The organism is Variovorax sp. UC74_104, assembly GCF_044055375.1.
Classification (GTDB): Bacteria; Pseudomonadota; Gammaproteobacteria; order Burkholderiales; family Burkholderiaceae_C; genus Variovorax.
Genome location: NZ_CP171978.1, coordinates 4,803,544 through 4,820,492 on the forward strand (window position 1 = coordinate 4,803,544; position 16,949 = coordinate 4,820,492).

The 16,949-nt window shown below is 69.8% G+C and carries 11 protein-coding genes; 7 read left to right on the forward strand and 4 right to left on the reverse strand.

Going from position 1 to position 16,949, the window contains the following annotated elements; translation table 11 throughout:
* Positions 1–123 precede the first annotated feature (123 nt).
* A complete protein-coding gene (locus ACHMXA_RS22545; RefSeq protein WP_176668217.1) occupies positions 124–2,571 on the reverse strand; it encodes a DNA internalization-related competence protein ComEC/Rec2 in 2,448 nt (815 codons plus the stop codon).
* Between the two features lie 141 nt (positions 2,572–2,712).
* Between ACHMXA_RS22545 and ACHMXA_RS22550 the strand changes: the two genes are divergently transcribed.
* The 6 genes from ACHMXA_RS22550 to ACHMXA_RS22575 all read left to right on the forward strand — a co-directional run bounded on the left by ACHMXA_RS22550 (position 2,713) and on the right by ACHMXA_RS22575 (position 12,074).
* Positions 2,713–6,243: a DUF2126 domain-containing protein gene (locus ACHMXA_RS22550; protein ID WP_176668216.1), complete on the forward strand. Its 3,531-nt coding sequence runs from the start codon at positions 2,713–2,715 to the stop codon at positions 6,241–6,243.
* A 63-nt stretch (positions 6,244–6,306) separates the two neighbouring features.
* Complete coding sequence (locus ACHMXA_RS22555; protein ID WP_176668215.1) at positions 6,307–9,075, forward strand: circularly permuted type 2 ATP-grasp protein; 2,769 nt, start codon at positions 6,307–6,309, stop codon at positions 9,073–9,075.
* Positions 9,076–9,202: 127 nt separating this feature from the next.
* A complete protein-coding gene (locus ACHMXA_RS22560; RefSeq protein WP_176668214.1) occupies positions 9,203–10,030 on the forward strand; it encodes a basic amino acid ABC transporter substrate-binding protein in 828 nt (275 codons plus the stop codon).
* Between the two features lie 33 nt (positions 10,031–10,063).
* A complete protein-coding gene (locus tag ACHMXA_RS22565) occupies positions 10,064–11,032 on the forward strand; it encodes a transglutaminase family protein (RefSeq protein WP_176668213.1) in 969 nt (322 codons plus the stop codon).
* Positions 11,029–11,487, forward strand: a complete 459-nt coding sequence (locus tag ACHMXA_RS22570; RefSeq protein WP_176668212.1) for a RidA family protein — start codon at positions 11,029–11,031, stop codon at positions 11,485–11,487. The genes ACHMXA_RS22565 and ACHMXA_RS22570 overlap by 4 nt, the downstream gene beginning before the upstream one ends.
* 5 nt (positions 11,488–11,492) lie before the next feature.
* A complete protein-coding gene (locus tag ACHMXA_RS22575) occupies positions 11,493–12,074 on the forward strand; it encodes a nucleotidyltransferase family protein (protein ID WP_256099221.1) in 582 nt (193 codons plus the stop codon).
* Here the strand turns inward: ACHMXA_RS22575 and ACHMXA_RS22580 are convergent.
* Together ACHMXA_RS22580 and ACHMXA_RS22585 are read right to left on the reverse strand one after the other, a co-directional pair.
* A complete protein-coding gene (locus ACHMXA_RS22580) occupies positions 12,046–13,044 on the reverse strand; it encodes a hypothetical protein (RefSeq protein ID WP_176668211.1) in 999 nt (332 codons plus the stop codon). The two genes, ACHMXA_RS22575 and ACHMXA_RS22580, sit on opposite strands and share 29 nt — an antisense overlap.
* Positions 13,041–13,820: a hypothetical protein gene (locus tag ACHMXA_RS22585; protein ID WP_371132287.1), complete on the reverse strand. Its 780-nt coding sequence runs from the start codon at positions 13,818–13,820 to the stop codon at positions 13,041–13,043. The genes ACHMXA_RS22580 and ACHMXA_RS22585 overlap by 4 nt, the downstream gene beginning before the upstream one ends.
* A gap of 378 nt (positions 13,821–14,198) precedes the next feature.
* On the opposite strand from ACHMXA_RS22585, the gene ACHMXA_RS22590 reads away from it, so the two are divergent.
* A complete protein-coding gene (locus ACHMXA_RS22590; RefSeq protein ID WP_395316389.1) occupies positions 14,199–15,935 on the forward strand; it encodes a GMC family oxidoreductase in 1,737 nt (578 codons plus the stop codon).
* Here ACHMXA_RS22590 and ACHMXA_RS22595 read toward each other — a convergent pair.
* Positions 15,835–16,860: a LacI family DNA-binding transcriptional regulator gene (locus ACHMXA_RS22595; RefSeq protein WP_176668209.1), complete on the reverse strand. Its 1,026-nt coding sequence runs from the start codon at positions 16,858–16,860 to the stop codon at positions 15,835–15,837. The two genes, ACHMXA_RS22590 and ACHMXA_RS22595, sit on opposite strands and share 101 nt — an antisense overlap.
* Positions 16,861–16,949: the final 89 nt, after the last annotated feature.

A 16,949-nucleotide genomic window follows, 5' to 3' on the forward strand; every position in this document is an offset into this window, starting at 1 on the left:
GACGGTTGTACATGTTGCCCCCTTGTTGCCGAGTTGTAGTCAAGCAGTACAACGCAGGATTGATCAGCGTGGATTCATGAAAATGAATACCTTTAAGCTACTTTTGACAATTAATTCACAGTTTCAGGGGTCCGGAAGCTCCAAAGGGGGCAGGCGGTGCTGCCAATACCGGGCGCGGCGCTCGCGCTCGCAGGCCACGTCGGCGGGGCTCAGGCTGCTCCAGTGCGCGGCGCCGCAGCGGGTGTTCTCGATCAGCCGCACGCCCCGTTCGAGGTAGCGCTCGACCACTTCCCGGGCCGGATGGCCGAAGCGGTTGCGGTACCCCGCCTGCACGAGCGCGATGCGCGGCCGGACCTGGTCGAGGAAGGCTTCGCCCGAGGAAGTCTTGCTGCCATGGTGCGGCGCCAGCAGCACGTCGGCGCGCAGCAGTTGCGGCGTGCGCAGGACGAGCGCCGTTTCCTGCAGCCGCTCGATGTCACCGGCGAGCAGCGCAGCCGCGCGTCCGTTGTCGATGCGCAGCACGCACGAGACGGCGTTGGGTTTGGTGAAGCTCCTGTAGTCGCTCTCGAACGGATGCAGCACCTCGAAGCGCACGCCGTCCCAGGTCCACGACTGCCCAGCCTCGCATCGCCTTGCCGCGCGCGTCGCCTGCAGCGGATGCGCCGCCTCGATGGAACTCAGCAGTTCGGCCCCGGGCTGCATCGCGAGCACGGCGGGCGCGCCGCCGATGTGGTCGGCATCGCGATGACTCACCACCAGCGTATCGAGCCGCTCGCCATAGGCCCGCAGCAGCGGCACCAGCACGCGATGGCCCGCGTCGCTCTCGAGGCTGTAGCGCGGGCCGGCGTCGTAGAGCAGGCTGTGCGTGGCAGTGCGCACGAGCACGGCGTTGCCCTGGCCGATGTCGGCGGCGAGCAGCTCGAACTCACCCACCGCAGGCCGCGGTGCCTGCCACAGCAGCACCGGCAGGAGCAGAGGAACGCCGAGGCTGCGCAGCGACCATGGCAGCCGCATCGCCAGCAACACGCCGCCGCCCACGCCGCAGCCGGCCATCCAAAGCGGAGGCGCCGCCATCGACAGCGTGGCATGCGGCAGGCCGGCCAGCCATTGCAGCAGGAGCGCCAGCGCATGCACGGCCCAGCCCGCCACGTCCCACAACGGCGGCACCGCCACGCCGAGCATCGCCAGCGGCGTGATCACGAGCGTCACCCAGGGAATCGCCACCGCATTGGCCACCAGCCCGATCAGCGACACCTGCTGGAACAGCAGCAGGCTCAGCGGCGTGATCGCGAGCGTGATGGTCCATTGCTCGCGGAAGAGGCGCAGCAGCCGAGCGGCCGCGCCTGCCTGCCGCTCACCCGGCATTCCGGCATCGGTCGCGAAAAGCACGCCCACCGCCACGAAGCTCAGCCAGAAGCCGGCCTGCATCAGCGCCCAAGGATCGAGCGCGACCACCACGGCGGCGGTCAGCAGCCACACGTTCGGCCAGGGCCAGCGCCGCCCGGTGAGGCGCAGCAGCGCGACCGTAGCCAGCATCCACACCGTGCGCTGCGACGGCACGCCCCAGCCGCTGAAAAGCGCATAGAGCGCAGCCAGCAGCACGCCGCCGACCAGCGCCGCCTGCTGCGCGGGCAGCCGCAGCATCAGCCGGGCGCTGCGGCGCCAGAGCAGGCCGACCCCATGCGCGGCGAGCCAGGCGAACATCGTGACGTGCAGGCCCGAGATCGACATCAGGTGCGCCACGCCCGTGGCACGGAACACATCCCAGCCCGCGCGGTCGATCGCGTTCTGGTCGCCGGTGACGAGGGCCGCGATCACGCCGGCGCGGGCGCGGTCGGGCACGCGCTCGAAGATGGCGTCGCGCACGGCCTCGCGAGCCCGCTCGATGGGGTGCCGCCAGGTGGAGCCCACCAGCACCGGCGCCACGTCGCGCGTGCCGCTGCGTACATGGCCGCTGGCATGCAGGCCCTGCTCCCACATCCAGAGTTCGCCGTCGAAGCCATGCGGGTTGCGGTTGCCGTGGGGCGCCTTCAGCCGCACCGTCAGGCTCCAGCGCTCGCCCGCGTGCAGCGAGGCGACGTCGGTGGCGACCCGGGATGAGCGGCTCCAGAGGCTGGAGCCCTCGGCATACCAGCCAAGCGCGATGCGATCGGGCACGGCGGGCAGGCCCTGCGTGCCGGCATCGGCCCATCGGGCGGACTCGACATCCAGCGTGAAGCGCGTGCCGGCCTCGTTGCGCTGGGGCATCTCCGCAACGACACCCGTGACGCGCAGGTCGCGCCCTTCGATCTCGGGGGCCAGCGCACCTTCGGCATAGGCTACGGCACGCCATCCCGCGAGCCCCGAGCCGGCCATCGCCCCGCATGCCAGGGCGATCGACAGGAGCAACCTGCCCGGCGGCAGCCGCCACCACATGCCGGCCGTTGCGGCACATAGCAAACCGGCATAAACCCATGCCGGCCACAGCATCGGCTGCTGCAGTTGCAAGGCCGCTCCCAGCAGCGAACCGCCCAGCGCCGCGAACGCGCCGGCGGCGCCCACGGCCCGGCGAGACGCGCGATTCCGCGTCATCGGACAACTCCCGAAACCATGATGCAAACCCTCCCCAGACTCACGCTCAGTGGCGCGTTAATTGCTAAGCATCTCGGCTAGTATGCGTCTCACCAGAGACATCTTCTCGATGCAATCTGCCAGTACTGCACACAAAAACGCATGTCCATTCACGCCGCTCTCCACCACGTCACCCATTACAAGTACGACCGCCTGGTGCAGCTGGGCCCGCAGGTCGTGCGCTTGCGGCCCGCGCCGCATTGCCGCAGCAACGTCATCTCGTATTCGCTTCGGGTCGAGCCGGCCGAGCACTTCGTCAACTGGATGCAGGACCCGTTCGCCAACTACCAGGCGCGGCTCGTGTTTCCCGAAAAAACGCGCGAGTTCAAGGTCACCGTCGACCTCGTGGTCGAGATGGCGGTCTACAACCCCTTCGACTTCTTCCTCGAGCCACAGGCCGAGAACTTCCCCTTCAAGTACAAGCCCTCGCAGGCCGAGGAACTGGCGCCCTATCTCGTGGCCGATCCGGTCACGCCGCTGCTGCAGGCCTACCTCGACAAGATCGACCGCAAGGAACAGCGCACCATCGACTTCCTGGTCGGCATCAACCAGCAGGTCCAGAAGGACGTCAACTACCTGATCCGCATGGAGCCCGGCGTGCAGACGCCGGAAGAAACGCTCACCAACGGCAGCGGCTCCTGCCGCGACTCGGGCTGGCTGCTGGTGCAGCTGCTGCGCCACTGCGGGCTGGCCGCGCGCTTCGTCTCGGGCTATCTGATCCAGCTCACGCCCGACGTGAAGGCGCTCGACGGCCCCAGCGGCACCACGGTCGACTTCACCGACCTGCACGCCTGGTGCGAGGTGTTCCTGCCCGGCGCGGGATGGATCGGCCTCGATGCCACCTCGGGCCTGCTGGCTGGCGAGGGCCACATCCCGCTGGCCTGCACGCCAACGCCTTCGAGCGCCGCCCCCATCGAGGGCGGCGTGGACGAATCCGAGGTCGAGTTCGGCCACGAGATGACGGTCACGCGCATCTACGAGTCGCCGCGCGTCACCAAGCCCTACACCGAAGACCAGTGGGCCGACGTGCTGGCGCTGGGCGATGCGGTCGACGCGCGCCTGAAGGCCGGCGACGTGCGCCTGACCATGGGCGGCGAGCCCACCTACGTGGCCACCACCGACCGCGACGCGCCCGAATGGAACACCGACGCCCTCGGCCCCACCAAACGCGGCTACGCCACCGAGCTCGTGCACAAGCTGCGCGCCGAATACGGCAAGGGCGGCTTCCTGCACTTCGGCCAGGGCAAGTGGTATCCGGGCGAACAGCTGCCGCGCTGGGCGCTGTCGATCTTCTGGCGCGCCGACGGCCAGCCGCTGTGGCACGACCCCGACCTGTTCGCCGACGAGCGCTTTCCCACGCACTACACGAGCGAGGACGCGCGCCGCTTCACGAACCTGCTCGCGCACAAGCTCGGCCTGACCGAGCGCTACATCCAGCCGGGCTACGAGGACATCTACTACTACCTCTGGCGCGAACGCCGCCTGCCCGTCAACGTCGACCCCTTCGACTCGAAGCTCGACGACGAGCTGGAGCGCGTGCGCCTGCGTCGCGTGTTCACGCAGAAGCTCGACGCGGTGATCGGCTACATGCTGCCCATCGAGCCCGGCAATGCGAACGGTGATGCTCCCGCCCTCTCGGGCCCGGCCTGGAAGACCGGCCCCTGGTTCCTGCGCGACGACAGGCTCTATCTCATTCCGGGCGACTCGCCCATGGGCTACCGCCTGCCGCTCGACTCGCAGCCGTGGGCCAGCAAGGGCGACTATCCCTACCTGATCGAACGCGATCCCACCGCGCCGCGCGGTGCGCTGCCTAGCTCGGCCGACTACCGCGCGCGCTACGCCGTTGGCGTGGGCGGCACGGGTGAAGCGGGCGGCGGCGTCGGAGCCGACCTCGGTTCCGTGCCCTATGCCTTCGGCACGCCGCCGGTCGTGCCCTCCGCGCTGCGCATGCAGACGCCGGGCGCCGCGAGCGACGGTGAAGGCGACGCCGCGGACGACAACGACACAGCCGATTCCACCGCCACCCGCCAGCCCCGGCGCGGCGAATCGGCCCACTGGATCACCCGCACCGCGCTGTGCGTCGAAGTGCGCGATCCGCGACGCGCCAACGGCCCTGCCGCCGAGAAGAAGGGCAATGCCTCGGGCGTGCTCTACGTCTTCATGCCGCCGCTCGCGCGCCTGGAGGACTACCTCGACCTCGTCGCGGCCGTGGAAGCCACAGCGCGCGACCTGGGCGTGCGCATCGTGATGGAAGGCTATCCGCCGCCGCGCGACCCGCGCCTGAAGATGCTGGCCGTCACGCCCGACCCGGGCGTGATCGAAGTCAACATCCACCCGGCCCACAACTGGAAGGAACTGGTCGACCACACCGAGTTCCTCTACAACGCCGCCTTCGAAACCCGCCTGTCGGCCGAGAAGTTCATGACCGACGGCCGCCACACCGGCACCGGCGGCGGCAACCACTTCGTGCTGGGCGGCGCCACGCCGGCCGACAGCCCCTTCCTGCGCCGGCCCGAGCTGCTGGCCAGCCTGCTGCTGTACTGGCACAACCACCCGTCGCTGAGCTATCTGTTCTCGGGCATGTTCATCGGCCCGACGAGCCAGGCCCCGCGCGTGGACGAGGCGCGCAACGACCAGGTCTACGAGCTGGAGATCGCGCTCAAGGAAATCGCCAAGAATCGCGAGATCTACGGCCAGAACATGCCCGCATGGCTGGTCGACCGCACGCTGCGCAACATCCTGATCGACGTGTCGGGCAACACGCACCGCAGCGAGTTCTGCATCGACAAGCTGTATTCGCCCGACTCCAGCACCGGCCGCCTCGGCCTGCTGGAACTGCGCGCGTTCGAAATGCCGCCGCATGCGCGCATGAGCGTCGCCCAGCAGCTGCTCATTCGCGCGCTGGTCGCCCGCTTCTGGGACGAGCCCTACAAGGCACCCGTCACCCGCTGGGGCACCGAGCTGCACGACCGCTTCCTGCTGCCGACCTTCGTGAAGATGGACTTCGACGACGTCATCAGCGAGATGCGCCAGGCCGGCTTCGCTTTCGACGCCGACTGGTTCGCGCCGCACTTCGAGTTCCGCTTCCCGCTGGTGGGCCAGATGCAGGCCATGGGCGTCGAGCTCTCGCTGCGCAATGCGCTCGAACCCTGGCACGTGATGGGCGAGGAAGGCTCGGCCGGCGGCACGGTGCGCTATGTCGATTCGTCGCTGGAACGCATCGAGGTGCGCGTGACCGGGCTGAACGAAAGCCGCCACGTCGTCACCGTCAACGGCAAGGTGCTGCCGCTGCAGCCCACCGGCGTGACCGGCGAATTCGTGGCCGGCGTGCGCTACAAGGCCTGGAACCCGCCTTCGGCGCTGCACCCGAGCATCAAGGCGCATGCGCCGCTGACCTTCGACCTGGTCGACACCTGGATGAAGCGCTCGCTGGGCGGCTGCCAGTACTTCGTCGCCCACCCGGGCGGACGCAACTACGAGACCTTCCCGGTCAATGCCTACGAGGCCGAAAGCCGCCGCCATTCGCGCTTCACCCGCACCGGCCACACCCCCGGCCTGCTGCGCACGCCGCCGGCGACCATCGAGCTGCCGGGCAGCCGCGAATTCCCGTTCACGCTCGATCTGCGGCGCTGAGGGGACATCCGTCACACTGCCCGAACGGCCACCCCGTGACGGCAGTGTGACAATTCACCCCCTGTGGAACCTTTGAACGAATCCCTGTTCGACGCCCAGGCACTGGAATTTCCGGCGGCCCTGGCGTCGGCGCTCGCCCCGCCTGCCCTGCCCGGCCATTTCGACGAACTGCGCGGGCGGGCCACGCCGGCGGTGCCCGTCCGACCGGCGCCCGGGCCTTCGGCGGCTCCGGCCCCGGCCGCCCCGCAGCTCTACGATGCGGCGGCTGGGCAATCGCAGTCCCAGGGCTCTTCCCAACCCTCTTCTCAGGCGTCCTCCCAAGCTGCGTCCCAGTGGCAATCCCAGGCACAGACGCAGGCCCCCGCCGGCGAGCAGCCCTCGCTCACCCCCGCCTGGAACGCCTTCTTCGAACAACTCGGCCCGGGCGGCTTCAACGACCTGCCCCGGCGCGCGGCCAGCCTGGAGCGGCAGATTCGCGACAACGGCGTCACCTACAACGTGTACGCCGACGCCAACGGCCCGCAGCGGCCCTGGTCGCTCGACCTGTTCCCGCTGATCGTCTCGCCCGAGAGCTGGAGCCAGATCGAGGCCGGCGTGCTGCAGCGCGTGCGCGTGCTCGACCGCGTGATGGCCGACGCCTACGGGCCGCAGCAGCTGCTGGCCGAGGGTCTGATCCCCCCGGCGCTGGTGCGCGGCCATCCCGGCTACCTGCGCGCGCTGCACGGCGTGAAGCCGCCGGGCGACACCTGGCTGCACATCGCCGCCTTCGACCTCGCGCGCGGCCCTGACGGCAACTGGTGGGTCGTCTCGCAGCGCACCCAGGCGCCTTCGGGCCTGGGCTACCTGCTGGAGAACCGCCTCGCCATCACGCGGCAGTTTCCGCAGGCCTTCGAGGCGCTGCACGTGCAGCGCCTGGCCGCCACCTACAGCGCCATGATGGAAGGCCTGCAGCGCATGTGCCCGGCCGGCGTACCGCCGCACATCGCGCTGCTCACACCCGGCCCGTACAACGAGACCTACTTCGAGCACGCCTACCTCGCGCGCTACCTGGGCATCACGCTGGTCGAGGGCAGCGACCTCACGGTGCGCGACCAGCGGCTCTACCTGAAGACGCTGCAGGGCCTGCGCCCGGTGCACGGCCTCATCAAGCGGCTGGACGACCAGTTCCTCGACCCGCTGGAGCTGCGCCCCGACTCCACGCTCGGCGTTCCCGGCCTGCTGCAGGCGATCCGCGCGGGCAACGTGCTGGTGGCCAACATGCCGGGTTCGGCGTTTCTCGAGTCGCCCGCGCTGCTGGGCTTCCTGCCGGGGCTGGCACGCCGGCTGATCGACGAGAAGCTCATGCTGCCCGCCCTGCCCACCTGGTGGTGCGGCGAGCGCGCCGCGCTCGAGTCGGTGCTGCCGCAGCTCGGCGACTGCGCCATCAAGCCCACCTACCCCGGATTCGATGGCCGCGCGAGCTTCGACGCGGTGCTCGGCAGCCAGCTCGGCCGGCGCGAGCTCGACGAATGGGCCGGCCGCATCGTGCGCGAGGGCGACGTCCACACCGTGCAGGGCTACATGGCGCTGTCGCAGATGCCCACCTGGGCCAACGACATGGGCCCCGGCCACATCGCGCCGCGCGCGGTGATGCTGCGCGTGTTCGCGGTGAGCGACGGCGCGCAGTCGTGGCGCGTGCTGCCCGGCGGGCTGGCGCGGCTCACCGAGCCCGATGCGCAGTTCGCGTCGATGCAGCGCGGCGGCAGCAGCGCCGACGTGTGGGTGCAGACGCACGGCGAGGTCGACCGCACCACGCTGCTGCAGCCGCACAGCACGCCGGCATCGCTCGCGCGGCACCGCGCGCCGGTCACCAGCCGCGCTGCGGAAAACATGTTCTGGCTCGGCCGCTACACCGAGCGTGCCGAGAACGCCGTGCGCCTCGCCCGCCTCACGCTGAGCCTGCTGGGCAGCGAAGACCAGTCCTCGCGCCCGCTGCTCGAATGGCTGCACCGCATGGCGCTGCGCAATGCGCTGGTGCCGGCCGGCGTGCCGAGCGCGCCGCAGTCGCGCCGCGTGTTCGAGCGCGCGCTCATCGCCGAGCTGGGCGACGTGGCCCGCGGCGGCAGCGTGGGCTTCAGCCTGCGCTGCATCCGGCAGGCCGCAGCCGCCGTGCGCGAGCGCCTGTCGCAGGACACCTGGAACCAGATCGAGCGCACCGAGGCCGACTTCCTGCGCCGCTGCGCCGAGCAGGCCGACGAAGGCAGCTTCGCCGCCAGCGCCGCGCTGCGCGCCCTCGAATCCGCCAGCAACGCGCTCGCCGCCATGACCGGCGCCCAGACCGACCGCATGACGCGCGACGACGCCTGGCGGCTCTTGTCCATCGGCCGCCACATCGAGCGGCTGGGTTTCCTCGCGAACGCGCTGGAGGCCGGCTTCGACAACGGCGCGGTGCACGAGGTGAGCGGCTTCGAGGCCATGGTGGCACTCTTCGACAGCACCATCACCTTCCACGCCCGCTACCAGCAGCGCCGCGACGTCGCCACCATGGTCGACCTGCTGGTGCTCGACGCCGAGAACCCGCGATCGCTGGCCTGGGTCACGCAGACCCTGCGCGGGCGCATCGCGCGGCTGGCCGGCAGCGCGCCGGGCAAGCTGACCGCTCTTTCGTACGAGCTGCCCGACCCTGCAAGCTGGACGCTCGAGCACCTTTGCGCCGCCGGGCCCGACACCGACTACCCGGAGCTGATGAAGCTGCTCGCCGGCTGCGAGACCGCGGCCTACCACGTGTCCGACGCCATCGGCACGCGCTACTTCACGCTGACCTCGGAGTCGCTGCGCTCGGTCGGAGCCTGAACAGGTACTCCCCCATGCTTCGCGCACTTCGTGTCGCTACGCACACCCCCTCGCCGGGGGCAACGCCTGCGGCCCGGCACAGCCGGTTCCGCGGCGTTCCACGATAAGTTCAAGGAGAACCACCGCCATGCCCCGCCATATCACCATCGACCGCCGCCTGGCGCTCACCGCCGCGAGCGTCTTCGCGGCCCTGGCCATCGCCGGCTGCGGCAAGCAGGAGCCCGCATCGGCACCGGCCGTTTCTGCGGCACCGCCGGCGCCCGCCGCCGCGCGCGTGCTCGTGGTGGGCACCGACGCCGCCTACACGCCCTTCGAATCGCAGAACGACAAGGGCGAGATCGTGGGCTTCGACATCGACGTGGTGAAGGCGGTCGCTCAGAAGGCCGGCTTCGAGGTGAAGTTCGTCAACACGCCGTGGGAAGGCATCTTCAATTCGCTCGACCAGGGCGACCGCGACCTGCTGGTGTCGGCCATCACCATCACCGACGAGCGCCGCCAGACGATGGACTTCTCGCAGCCCTACTTCGACGCGCGCCAGCTCATCGCCGTGCGCAACGACGCGCCCATCAAGAGCTTCGAGGACCTCAAGCCCCTGAAGGTCGGCGTGCAGAACGGCACCACCGGCGACGAGGTGGTCGGCAAGCTGCTGGGCAAGTCGAGCACCGCCATCAAGCGCTTCGAGTCGACGCCGCTGGCGCTCAAGGAACTGGAAGCCGGCGGCGTGCAGGCCGTGGTGGCCGACAACGGCGTGGTGGTGCACTACCTCGCCAACAACACCGCCGGCGGCTTCAAGACGGTGAGCGACACCAGCTTCCCGGTCGAGAAGTACGGCATTGCCGTGAAGCGGGGCAACGCCGAACTGCTCGCGAAGATCAACCAGGGCCTGGAGGCGATCCGCGCCGACGGCACCTACGCGAAGATCTACGCCTCGTACTTCGGCTCCGAGTCGAAGTAGGCGGACGACGCAAGCCACCCGAGGGCACCGGCCATGCTGCTGCACGTCACACACGAAACCCGCTACGAATACTCGCCGCCTGTCGAGACGGCGCAGCACCTCGCGCACCTGAAGCCGCTGGCCACCGGTTCGCAGAAGCTCGTGAGCCACAAGCTCTCCATCGAGCCAGCGCCCGCGCAGCGCAGCGAGCAGGCCGACCTGTACGGCAACACGCGCGCGTTCTTCGCGCTGGAGGCCACGCACGACAAGCTGGTGGTCACGGCCGAGAGCGTGGTCGAGACCTCGCAGCCGGGGCTCTCGCCCGCCGTGGCGCGCGACCTGCCGTGGGAGGCCGTGCGCGAGCGCTTCCGCTTCCGCAAGGACGCCACCTTCGACGCGGCGTCGGAGTTCGTCTTCCCCTCGCCCTACGTGCCGCGCCACGACGACTTCGTGGCCTACGCGCGCGCCAGCTTCATTCCCGGCCGCCCGACCTTCGAGGTGGCGATGGACCTCACCGAGCGCATCTACGAAGACTTCGCCTACGACGCCGACAGCACCGAGATCAACACCCCCGCCGTCGAGGCCCTCGCGCAGCGCAAGGGCGTGTGCCAGGACTTCGCCCACATCATGATCGCGTGCTTCCGCACCATGGGCCTGCCCGCGCGCTACGTGAGCGGCTACCTGCTGACGCAGCCGCCGCCCGGCCAGCCCCGGCTGGTGGGCGCCGACGCCTCGCACGCGTGGGTGTCGGTGTACCTGCCCGGCGAGGACGACGGCACCGGCGGCAGCCCCGGCGACTGGGTCGACTTCGACCCCACCAACGGCCGCCAGCCCGGCGAGGACTACGTCACGCTGGCCATCGGCCGCGACTACTCCGACGTCTCGCCGATGCGCGGCGTACTCCATGGCGGCGCAAGGCACACGCTGAGCGTCGGCGTGACCGTGCAGCCGGTGGGGGAAGTGGTCGATGGCCTGCCGCAAACACAGACACAATCGCCTTCCCAAGACAAGGAGTCCCAATGAGCGTCTACGACAAACTTTCCAGCCTCGGCATCACCCTTCCGCCCGTCGCAGCCCCCGCCGCCGCGTACGTGCCCTTCGTGCAGACCGGCAACCTCGTGTTCCTGTCGGGCCACATCGCCAAGAAGGACGGCAAGGTCTGGACCGGCCAGCTCGGCGCCGACATCGGCACCGAAGAAGGCAAGCAGGCCGCCCGCGCCATCGCCATCGACCTGCTGGGCACGCTGCACGCGGCCGTGGGCGACCTGAACAAGGTCAAGCGCATCGTCAAGGTGATGAGCCTGGTGAACTCGGTCGGCACCTTCACCGAACAGCACCTGGTGACCAACGGCGCGAGCGAATTCTTCGCCGAAGTCTTCGGTCCCGAGAAGGGCGCGCATGCCCGCAGCGCCTTCGGCGTGGCGCAGATTCCGATGGGCGCGTGCGTGGAGATCGAGCTGATCGCCGAGATCGGCTGACCGCATTGGCGCCGACGCCCGACAACCTCATCGCGCAGGCGATGCAGGACCCCGTCAACGCGGCGCTGGCAGACCGCCTTCCCCGCCTCGGGCTGCAGCAGGGCTTCCTCACGGCCGGCTGCATCTTCCAGGCCGCCTGGAACCACACCGCTGGCCGCCCGCCGGGCTGGGGCGTGAAGGACTACGACGTCTTCTACTTCGATGACAGCGACCTGTCGTGGGAAGCCGAAGACGCCGTCATCCGCCGCGTGCGCGAAGCCACCGTCGACCTCGGCGCGGCCATCGAGGTCAAGAACCAGGCCCGCGTGCATCTCTGGTACGAACAGCGCTTCAAGGCGCCCTACCCGCGCCTGCGCTCCGCGCGAGAAGGCATCGACCGATACCTCATCGCCTGCACCCGCGTGGGCCTCGACCTGGCCGACGGCTCGCTCTACGCGCCCGACGGGCTCGGCGACCTGGCCGCCGGCATCCTGCGCATGAACCCGCTGCTGCCGATGCCGGAGATGTTTCGCGTGAAGGCGCTCGACTACCAGGCCCGCTGGCCGTGGCTGCGCATCGTCACTTGCGCTTCCAGCTCGACACCGTGATGAACACGCCGGTTTCCTTCGCGTCGCGCAGCCTGACGGTGTAGCGGCCCACGCCGTCGGTGCCGCTGAGCACGGCTTCGCCGTTGTCGGCCTCCACGGTCGCTCCCGCAGCCAGTTCGCGGTAGGTGGCGAGCAGATCGTCGAAGGGCGCGTAGCTGCGCAGCGTCACCTCGGCATCGGGCCAGCGTGCGCCCTTGAGCCGGGCGTTCTCGCGATCGGTGTACATCGGCAAGCCGGCCAGCCCCTTGGGCATCACGACCTTGCCGGCGCTGGCCGTGCTGTTCACTTCCGCCGCCTGCACCAGCAACGGCTTCAGCGAAGCCGGAAAGCCCGCCGGCAACTGCGCATCGCGCCAACCCGGCGCCGTCGGCTGGCCCGCGATGTATTCGACGCTCGCGATCTTCTGCGCGGCCGCGGCTTCCGCGGGATCGTCGCTCTGCGCCATGAGCGCGTGGTACGAAGGCAGCGTCCTGGCCCACGCGATCAGCGGTTCGGCATCCGATGGCTTGGCGTCGGCGGGGTGGAAGATCGTCAGCACGGCCTGCGGGTCGGGGTTGCACACCTTGGGCTCGTCGCGCCTGGTGGACTCGCGGCAGTGGCCGTTGACCAGCCCCAGCGCCAGCAGGCGGCCTTCGCCGTCGAGCAGCAGCGCCGAGCGCTCTTCGCCGTGGCCTTCGCCGCTCACCGACGCGATCACCGTGCGCCCGTCGGGCCATACGGTGCGCGTGACGTCGAAGCGCGAGCGCATGCCGTCCAGCACTTGCGCCGCAATGAGCCTGTCGCCATCGGTGTAGCTGCCGCGCGCATAGCCGACCATCGCGATCACGGCGCTGCGGATCTTCGGCTGCTCGCTGAGCTTCAGGCGGGGCGGAGGCAGTTCGGTCGTGACAGGTGCCGCATGCGCCGGCATGCCGAGCGCGCAGGCGAGCAGCAGCACCGCCAAAGTCTTTCCTGGAATCAGCGCGCTCATTCGGCAATCTCGATTTCGATGTTGGTGATGGCCGGCATGTCGCGCGGCGGCTTTGCGTTGACGGAGAAGGCGATGCCGTTGCGGCTGCCGAGCACGTAGCCCGAAGCGCCGTCCATTTCCGACTCGATGCCGTCGAGCGGCGGCGACAACTGCTTGTAGAACGCGAGCACCTGCGCAACGCTGTCGACGGTCTGCAGGCGCAGCACGCGCCTGGCCTTCTTGTCGCTCAGCGCATCCTGGCCGGTGCGATAGATCACCGCCCTCGGGTACAGCGGCACCTGCGCAGCGAAGCCCTTCGGGCGCACCACGGGCAAGGCCTTGGTGTGGGCCGCGTCCATCGTCGTGTATTCGGTCTTCTCGAACTTCTCTTCCTCGCCGGAGTCCAGGTCTTCGTTCGGGACCGTGCGGCTCCATTCGAGCAGCGGCTGTGCCTGCGCGCGATCGATGCCGGGGCGCAGGAAGATCGAGAGCACGGCATGCTGGTCGTCGCGGCAGCCTTTTGTCGAGGAGCCCACGCCGCACTCGCGATGCGCCAGCGCAGCAGCGAGCACGTCGCCGCTGCGGTCATCCACCAGCAGGGCCGCGCGCTCGCCGCCGCCGTTGGGCAGGCGGTAGGACGACAGCACGCGCCGACCGCCGGCCACTGCCTGCTGCCGGCGATGGCGCGACGATGCCAGCCCCGCGATCAGCTGCTCGGCCAGCAGGCCTTCAGGCCAGTAGTAGGAGCCGGAGGCCAGGCCGGCGAAGGCGGTCACGGCGCGGTCGAGCGCAGGCACCCGCGCTGCCTCCGGCGCCCGCTCGGACTCGGGGACGAGCACGAGCTGGGGCGCGGAGGATGCGGCGCAGGCAGAGGTGACGCAGGAAACGGAAAGAGCCAGGAAAACAGAAGAAAGAGCAAGTCGGAATCTGAAAGGCATCAAGGGGGAAAAGTAGAAAGGGGAGCGTTGCGCTCCGGGCGGGCTGCGTACAGCCGCGAGGGGAAATGCGCGGACGATTCTAGAAGGCGTTCGAAGGGCCGCACGACTGCACTGCGACAACTCGCTCTCCAGGAACAGGAAGGCGCCCGCTCACTGCCCACGCCCCCGGAGATGCGGTTATAAAGCCGCACGCCCGGCAAAGACCGGGACCCGAGACAACACAGAGGAAGACACATCATGGAGTTCGACTACGTGATCGTGGGCGGCGGCTCCGGCGGCGCCACGCTGGCCGGGCGGCTCAGCGAAGACCCTGCCGTGCATGTCTGCCTGGTCGAGGCCGGCGGCGACGGGCGCGGCATCCTGGTGCGGGCACCGGCCGGCGCGGCGGCCATGATCTCGGGGCGGCCGCGCATCAACAACTACGCCTACCAGACCGTGCCGCAGCCCGGCCTGAACGGGCGCCGCGGCTACCAGCCGCGCGGGCGCTGCCTGGGCGGTTCCAGCGCCATCAACGCCATGCTCTACGTGCGCGGCCATCCCGACGACTACGACGACTGGGAGCGCGCAGGCTGCACCGGCTGGTCCTTCGACGACGTGCTGCCCTTCTTCAAACGGGCCGAGGGCAACCAGCGCGGCGAGAGCGCGATGCACGGCGCCGGCGGCCCGCTGCAGGTGGCCGACCAGCAGTCGCCGCACGAGATCGGCGAAGCCTTCGTGCGCGCGGCCATGGAATGCGGCATTCCGCGCAACGACGACTTCAACGACGGCGTGCGCCAGGAAGGCGCCGGCCTCTACCAGGTCACGCAGTTCCACGGCGGCACGAAGAACGGCGAGCGCTGCTCCGCGGCGGCTGCCTACCTGCACCCGGTGATGAACGCGCGCTCCAACCTCACGGTGATGACCGGCGTACAGGCCCAGCGCGTGCTGCTCGACGAGCGTCGCGCCACCGGCGTCGAGATACGCCGCGACGGCGAAACCGACACCCTCTTCGCGCGCCGCGAAGTGGTGCTGTGCGGCGGCGCCTTCAACTCGCCGCAGCTGCTGATGCTGTCGGGCATCGGCGATCCGGAAGAGCTGGTGCGGCACGGCATCGCGGTGCGCCATGCGCTGCCGGGCGTGGGACGCAACCTGCAGGACCACGTCGACTTCATCCTCTCCTATCGCACGCAGGAGAAGGGCCTGCCCGGGCTCGGCCCGATGGGGCTGCTGAACTTCGCGAAGGCAATTCCCGAATGGAGGCGCAGCGGCAAGGGCCTGATCGCCACGCCCTACGCCGAGGCCGGCGCCTTCATCAGGACATCGCCCGAACTCGACAAGCCCGACCTGCAGCTGCACTTCGTGATCGCGCTGGTCGACGATCACGCGCGCAAGCTGCACGGCGGCTTCGGCTTCTCATGCCATGCCTGCGTGCTGCGCCCCAAGGGACGCGGCGACGTGCGGCTGAACGACGCCGATCCGGCAACGCCGCCGCGCATCGATCCGAAGTTCCTCTCGCACGAGGACGACGTCGCGCGGCTGCTCGCAGGCGTGAAGAAGATGCGCGAGATCCTGCGCGCGCCGGCATTGCAGAAATACCGGCAGGCCGAGCTCTACACGGCCGGCGCGAACACCGACGAGGAGCTGCTCTCGCACATCCGCTCGCGCGCCGACACCATCTACCACCCCGTGGGCACCTGCAAGATGGGCACCGACGCGATGGCAGTGGTCGATGCGAAGCTGCGCGTGCATGGCATTGCCAACCTGCGCGTGGTCGATGCATCGGTCATGCCGACGCTGATCGGCGGCAACACCAATGCGCCGACGATCATGATCGCGGAGCGTGCCGCCGAATGGATGCGCGGACCGCTGACCTTCGACCGCGCCGAGCTCGACGCTAGACGGCCCGCGACGAGCCACGCACCACCAGTTCTCCAGGCAGCAGCAGCTGGCGCGCAGGCGCATCCAGCCCCCGCAGCCGTTCGATCAGGCATGTAGCGGCCGCGCGGCCGATGGCATCGGTGGGCTGTGCCACGGTGCTCAGGCCGGGCCCGATGAGCGAGGCCCATTCGGGATCGTCGAAGCCCACGAAGCCGAGATCGGTGCCGAACTGCCAGCCCAGCCGCGCCATCGCCTGCGCGATGCGCAGCGTAACCACCGCATTGCCCGCGACCACCGCCGCACGGCGGCCGCGCTTGGCGCGCTGGCGCAGGGCGCGCAGGGCCTCGTCGAGCGCGTCGGTCTCGCCTTCCACGCTCTCGAACACCTCGCCCGCCACGCGCGGCTCGTGCGCGGCCACGCAGGCGCCGAAGGCGGCCGTGCGCTCGCGCCGCGAGCTCACGCCCTTCTGCGGCTCGGTGATGTAGAGCAGCTCGCGATAGCCGCCTTCGACCAGATGGCCGCAGGTGGCGGCCATCGCGGAATCGTTGTCGAGCGAGACGAAGTCGGTGTGCATGCCCGCGTGGCGCCGGTCCACCAGCACCGCCGGCTTGCCGTGCAGCGTGACTGCGTCGACCACGTTGCTGCCGCGCCCCAGCGTGTTGAGGATGAAGCCGTCGACCTGGTAGCCCGCCAGCGCGTCGATGGCCTCGCGCTCGCGTTCGCTCTCGTTGCCGAGGTTGAACAGCATCACGAGGTAGCCGGCGTCCTGGCAGGCCTTCTCGGCGCCGCGCAGCACCGCGACGGAATAGGGGTTGGTGATGTCGGCCACGATCAGGCCGACCAGCCGCGAACGGCCATGGCTCAGCGCCTGCGCCATGGGGCTGGGCGAATAGCCGAGCTTGGCGATGGCGACTTCGACGCGCGCGGCGATGTCGGGGCTCAGCAGGCGCTCGCGGTGGTTGAGAAAGCGAGAGACAGTGGCCTTGGAGACGCCGGCGGCCTCGGCGACGTCGGCGATGGTGGCGCGGCCGGTGGGTTTCATGGTCTTGCCCCTTCCCCCTCTGGGGGAAGGTTGGGATGGGGGCAAGCAGGGCGCCCAATGGTTGCGCCGCTTGCCCCCACCCCTGCCCT

Coding starts and splice junctions, on each gene's coding strand:
- ACHMXA_RS22545 (WP_176668217.1), bottom strand. CDS start 2,571: ATGACGCGGAATCGCGCGTCTCGCCGGGCCGTGGGCGCCGCCGGCGCG.
- ACHMXA_RS22550 (WP_176668216.1), top strand. CDS start 2,713: ATGTCCATTCACGCCGCTCTCCACCACGTCACCCATTACAAGTACGAC.
- ACHMXA_RS22560 (WP_176668214.1), top strand. CDS start 9,203: ATGCCCCGCCATATCACCATCGACCGCCGCCTGGCGCTCACCGCCGCG.
- ACHMXA_RS22565 (WP_176668213.1), top strand. CDS start 10,064: ATGCTGCTGCACGTCACACACGAAACCCGCTACGAATACTCGCCGCCT.
- ACHMXA_RS22570 (WP_176668212.1), top strand. CDS start 11,029: ATGAGCGTCTACGACAAACTTTCCAGCCTCGGCATCACCCTTCCGCCC.
- ACHMXA_RS22580 (WP_176668211.1), bottom strand. CDS start 13,044: ATGAGCGCGCTGATTCCAGGAAAGACTTTGGCGGTGCTGCTGCTCGCC.
- ACHMXA_RS22590 (WP_395316389.1), top strand. CDS start 14,199: ATGGAGTTCGACTACGTGATCGTGGGCGGCGGCTCCGGCGGCGCCACG.
- ACHMXA_RS22595 (WP_176668209.1), bottom strand. CDS start 16,860: ATGAAACCCACCGGCCGCGCCACCATCGCCGACGTCGCCGAGGCCGCC.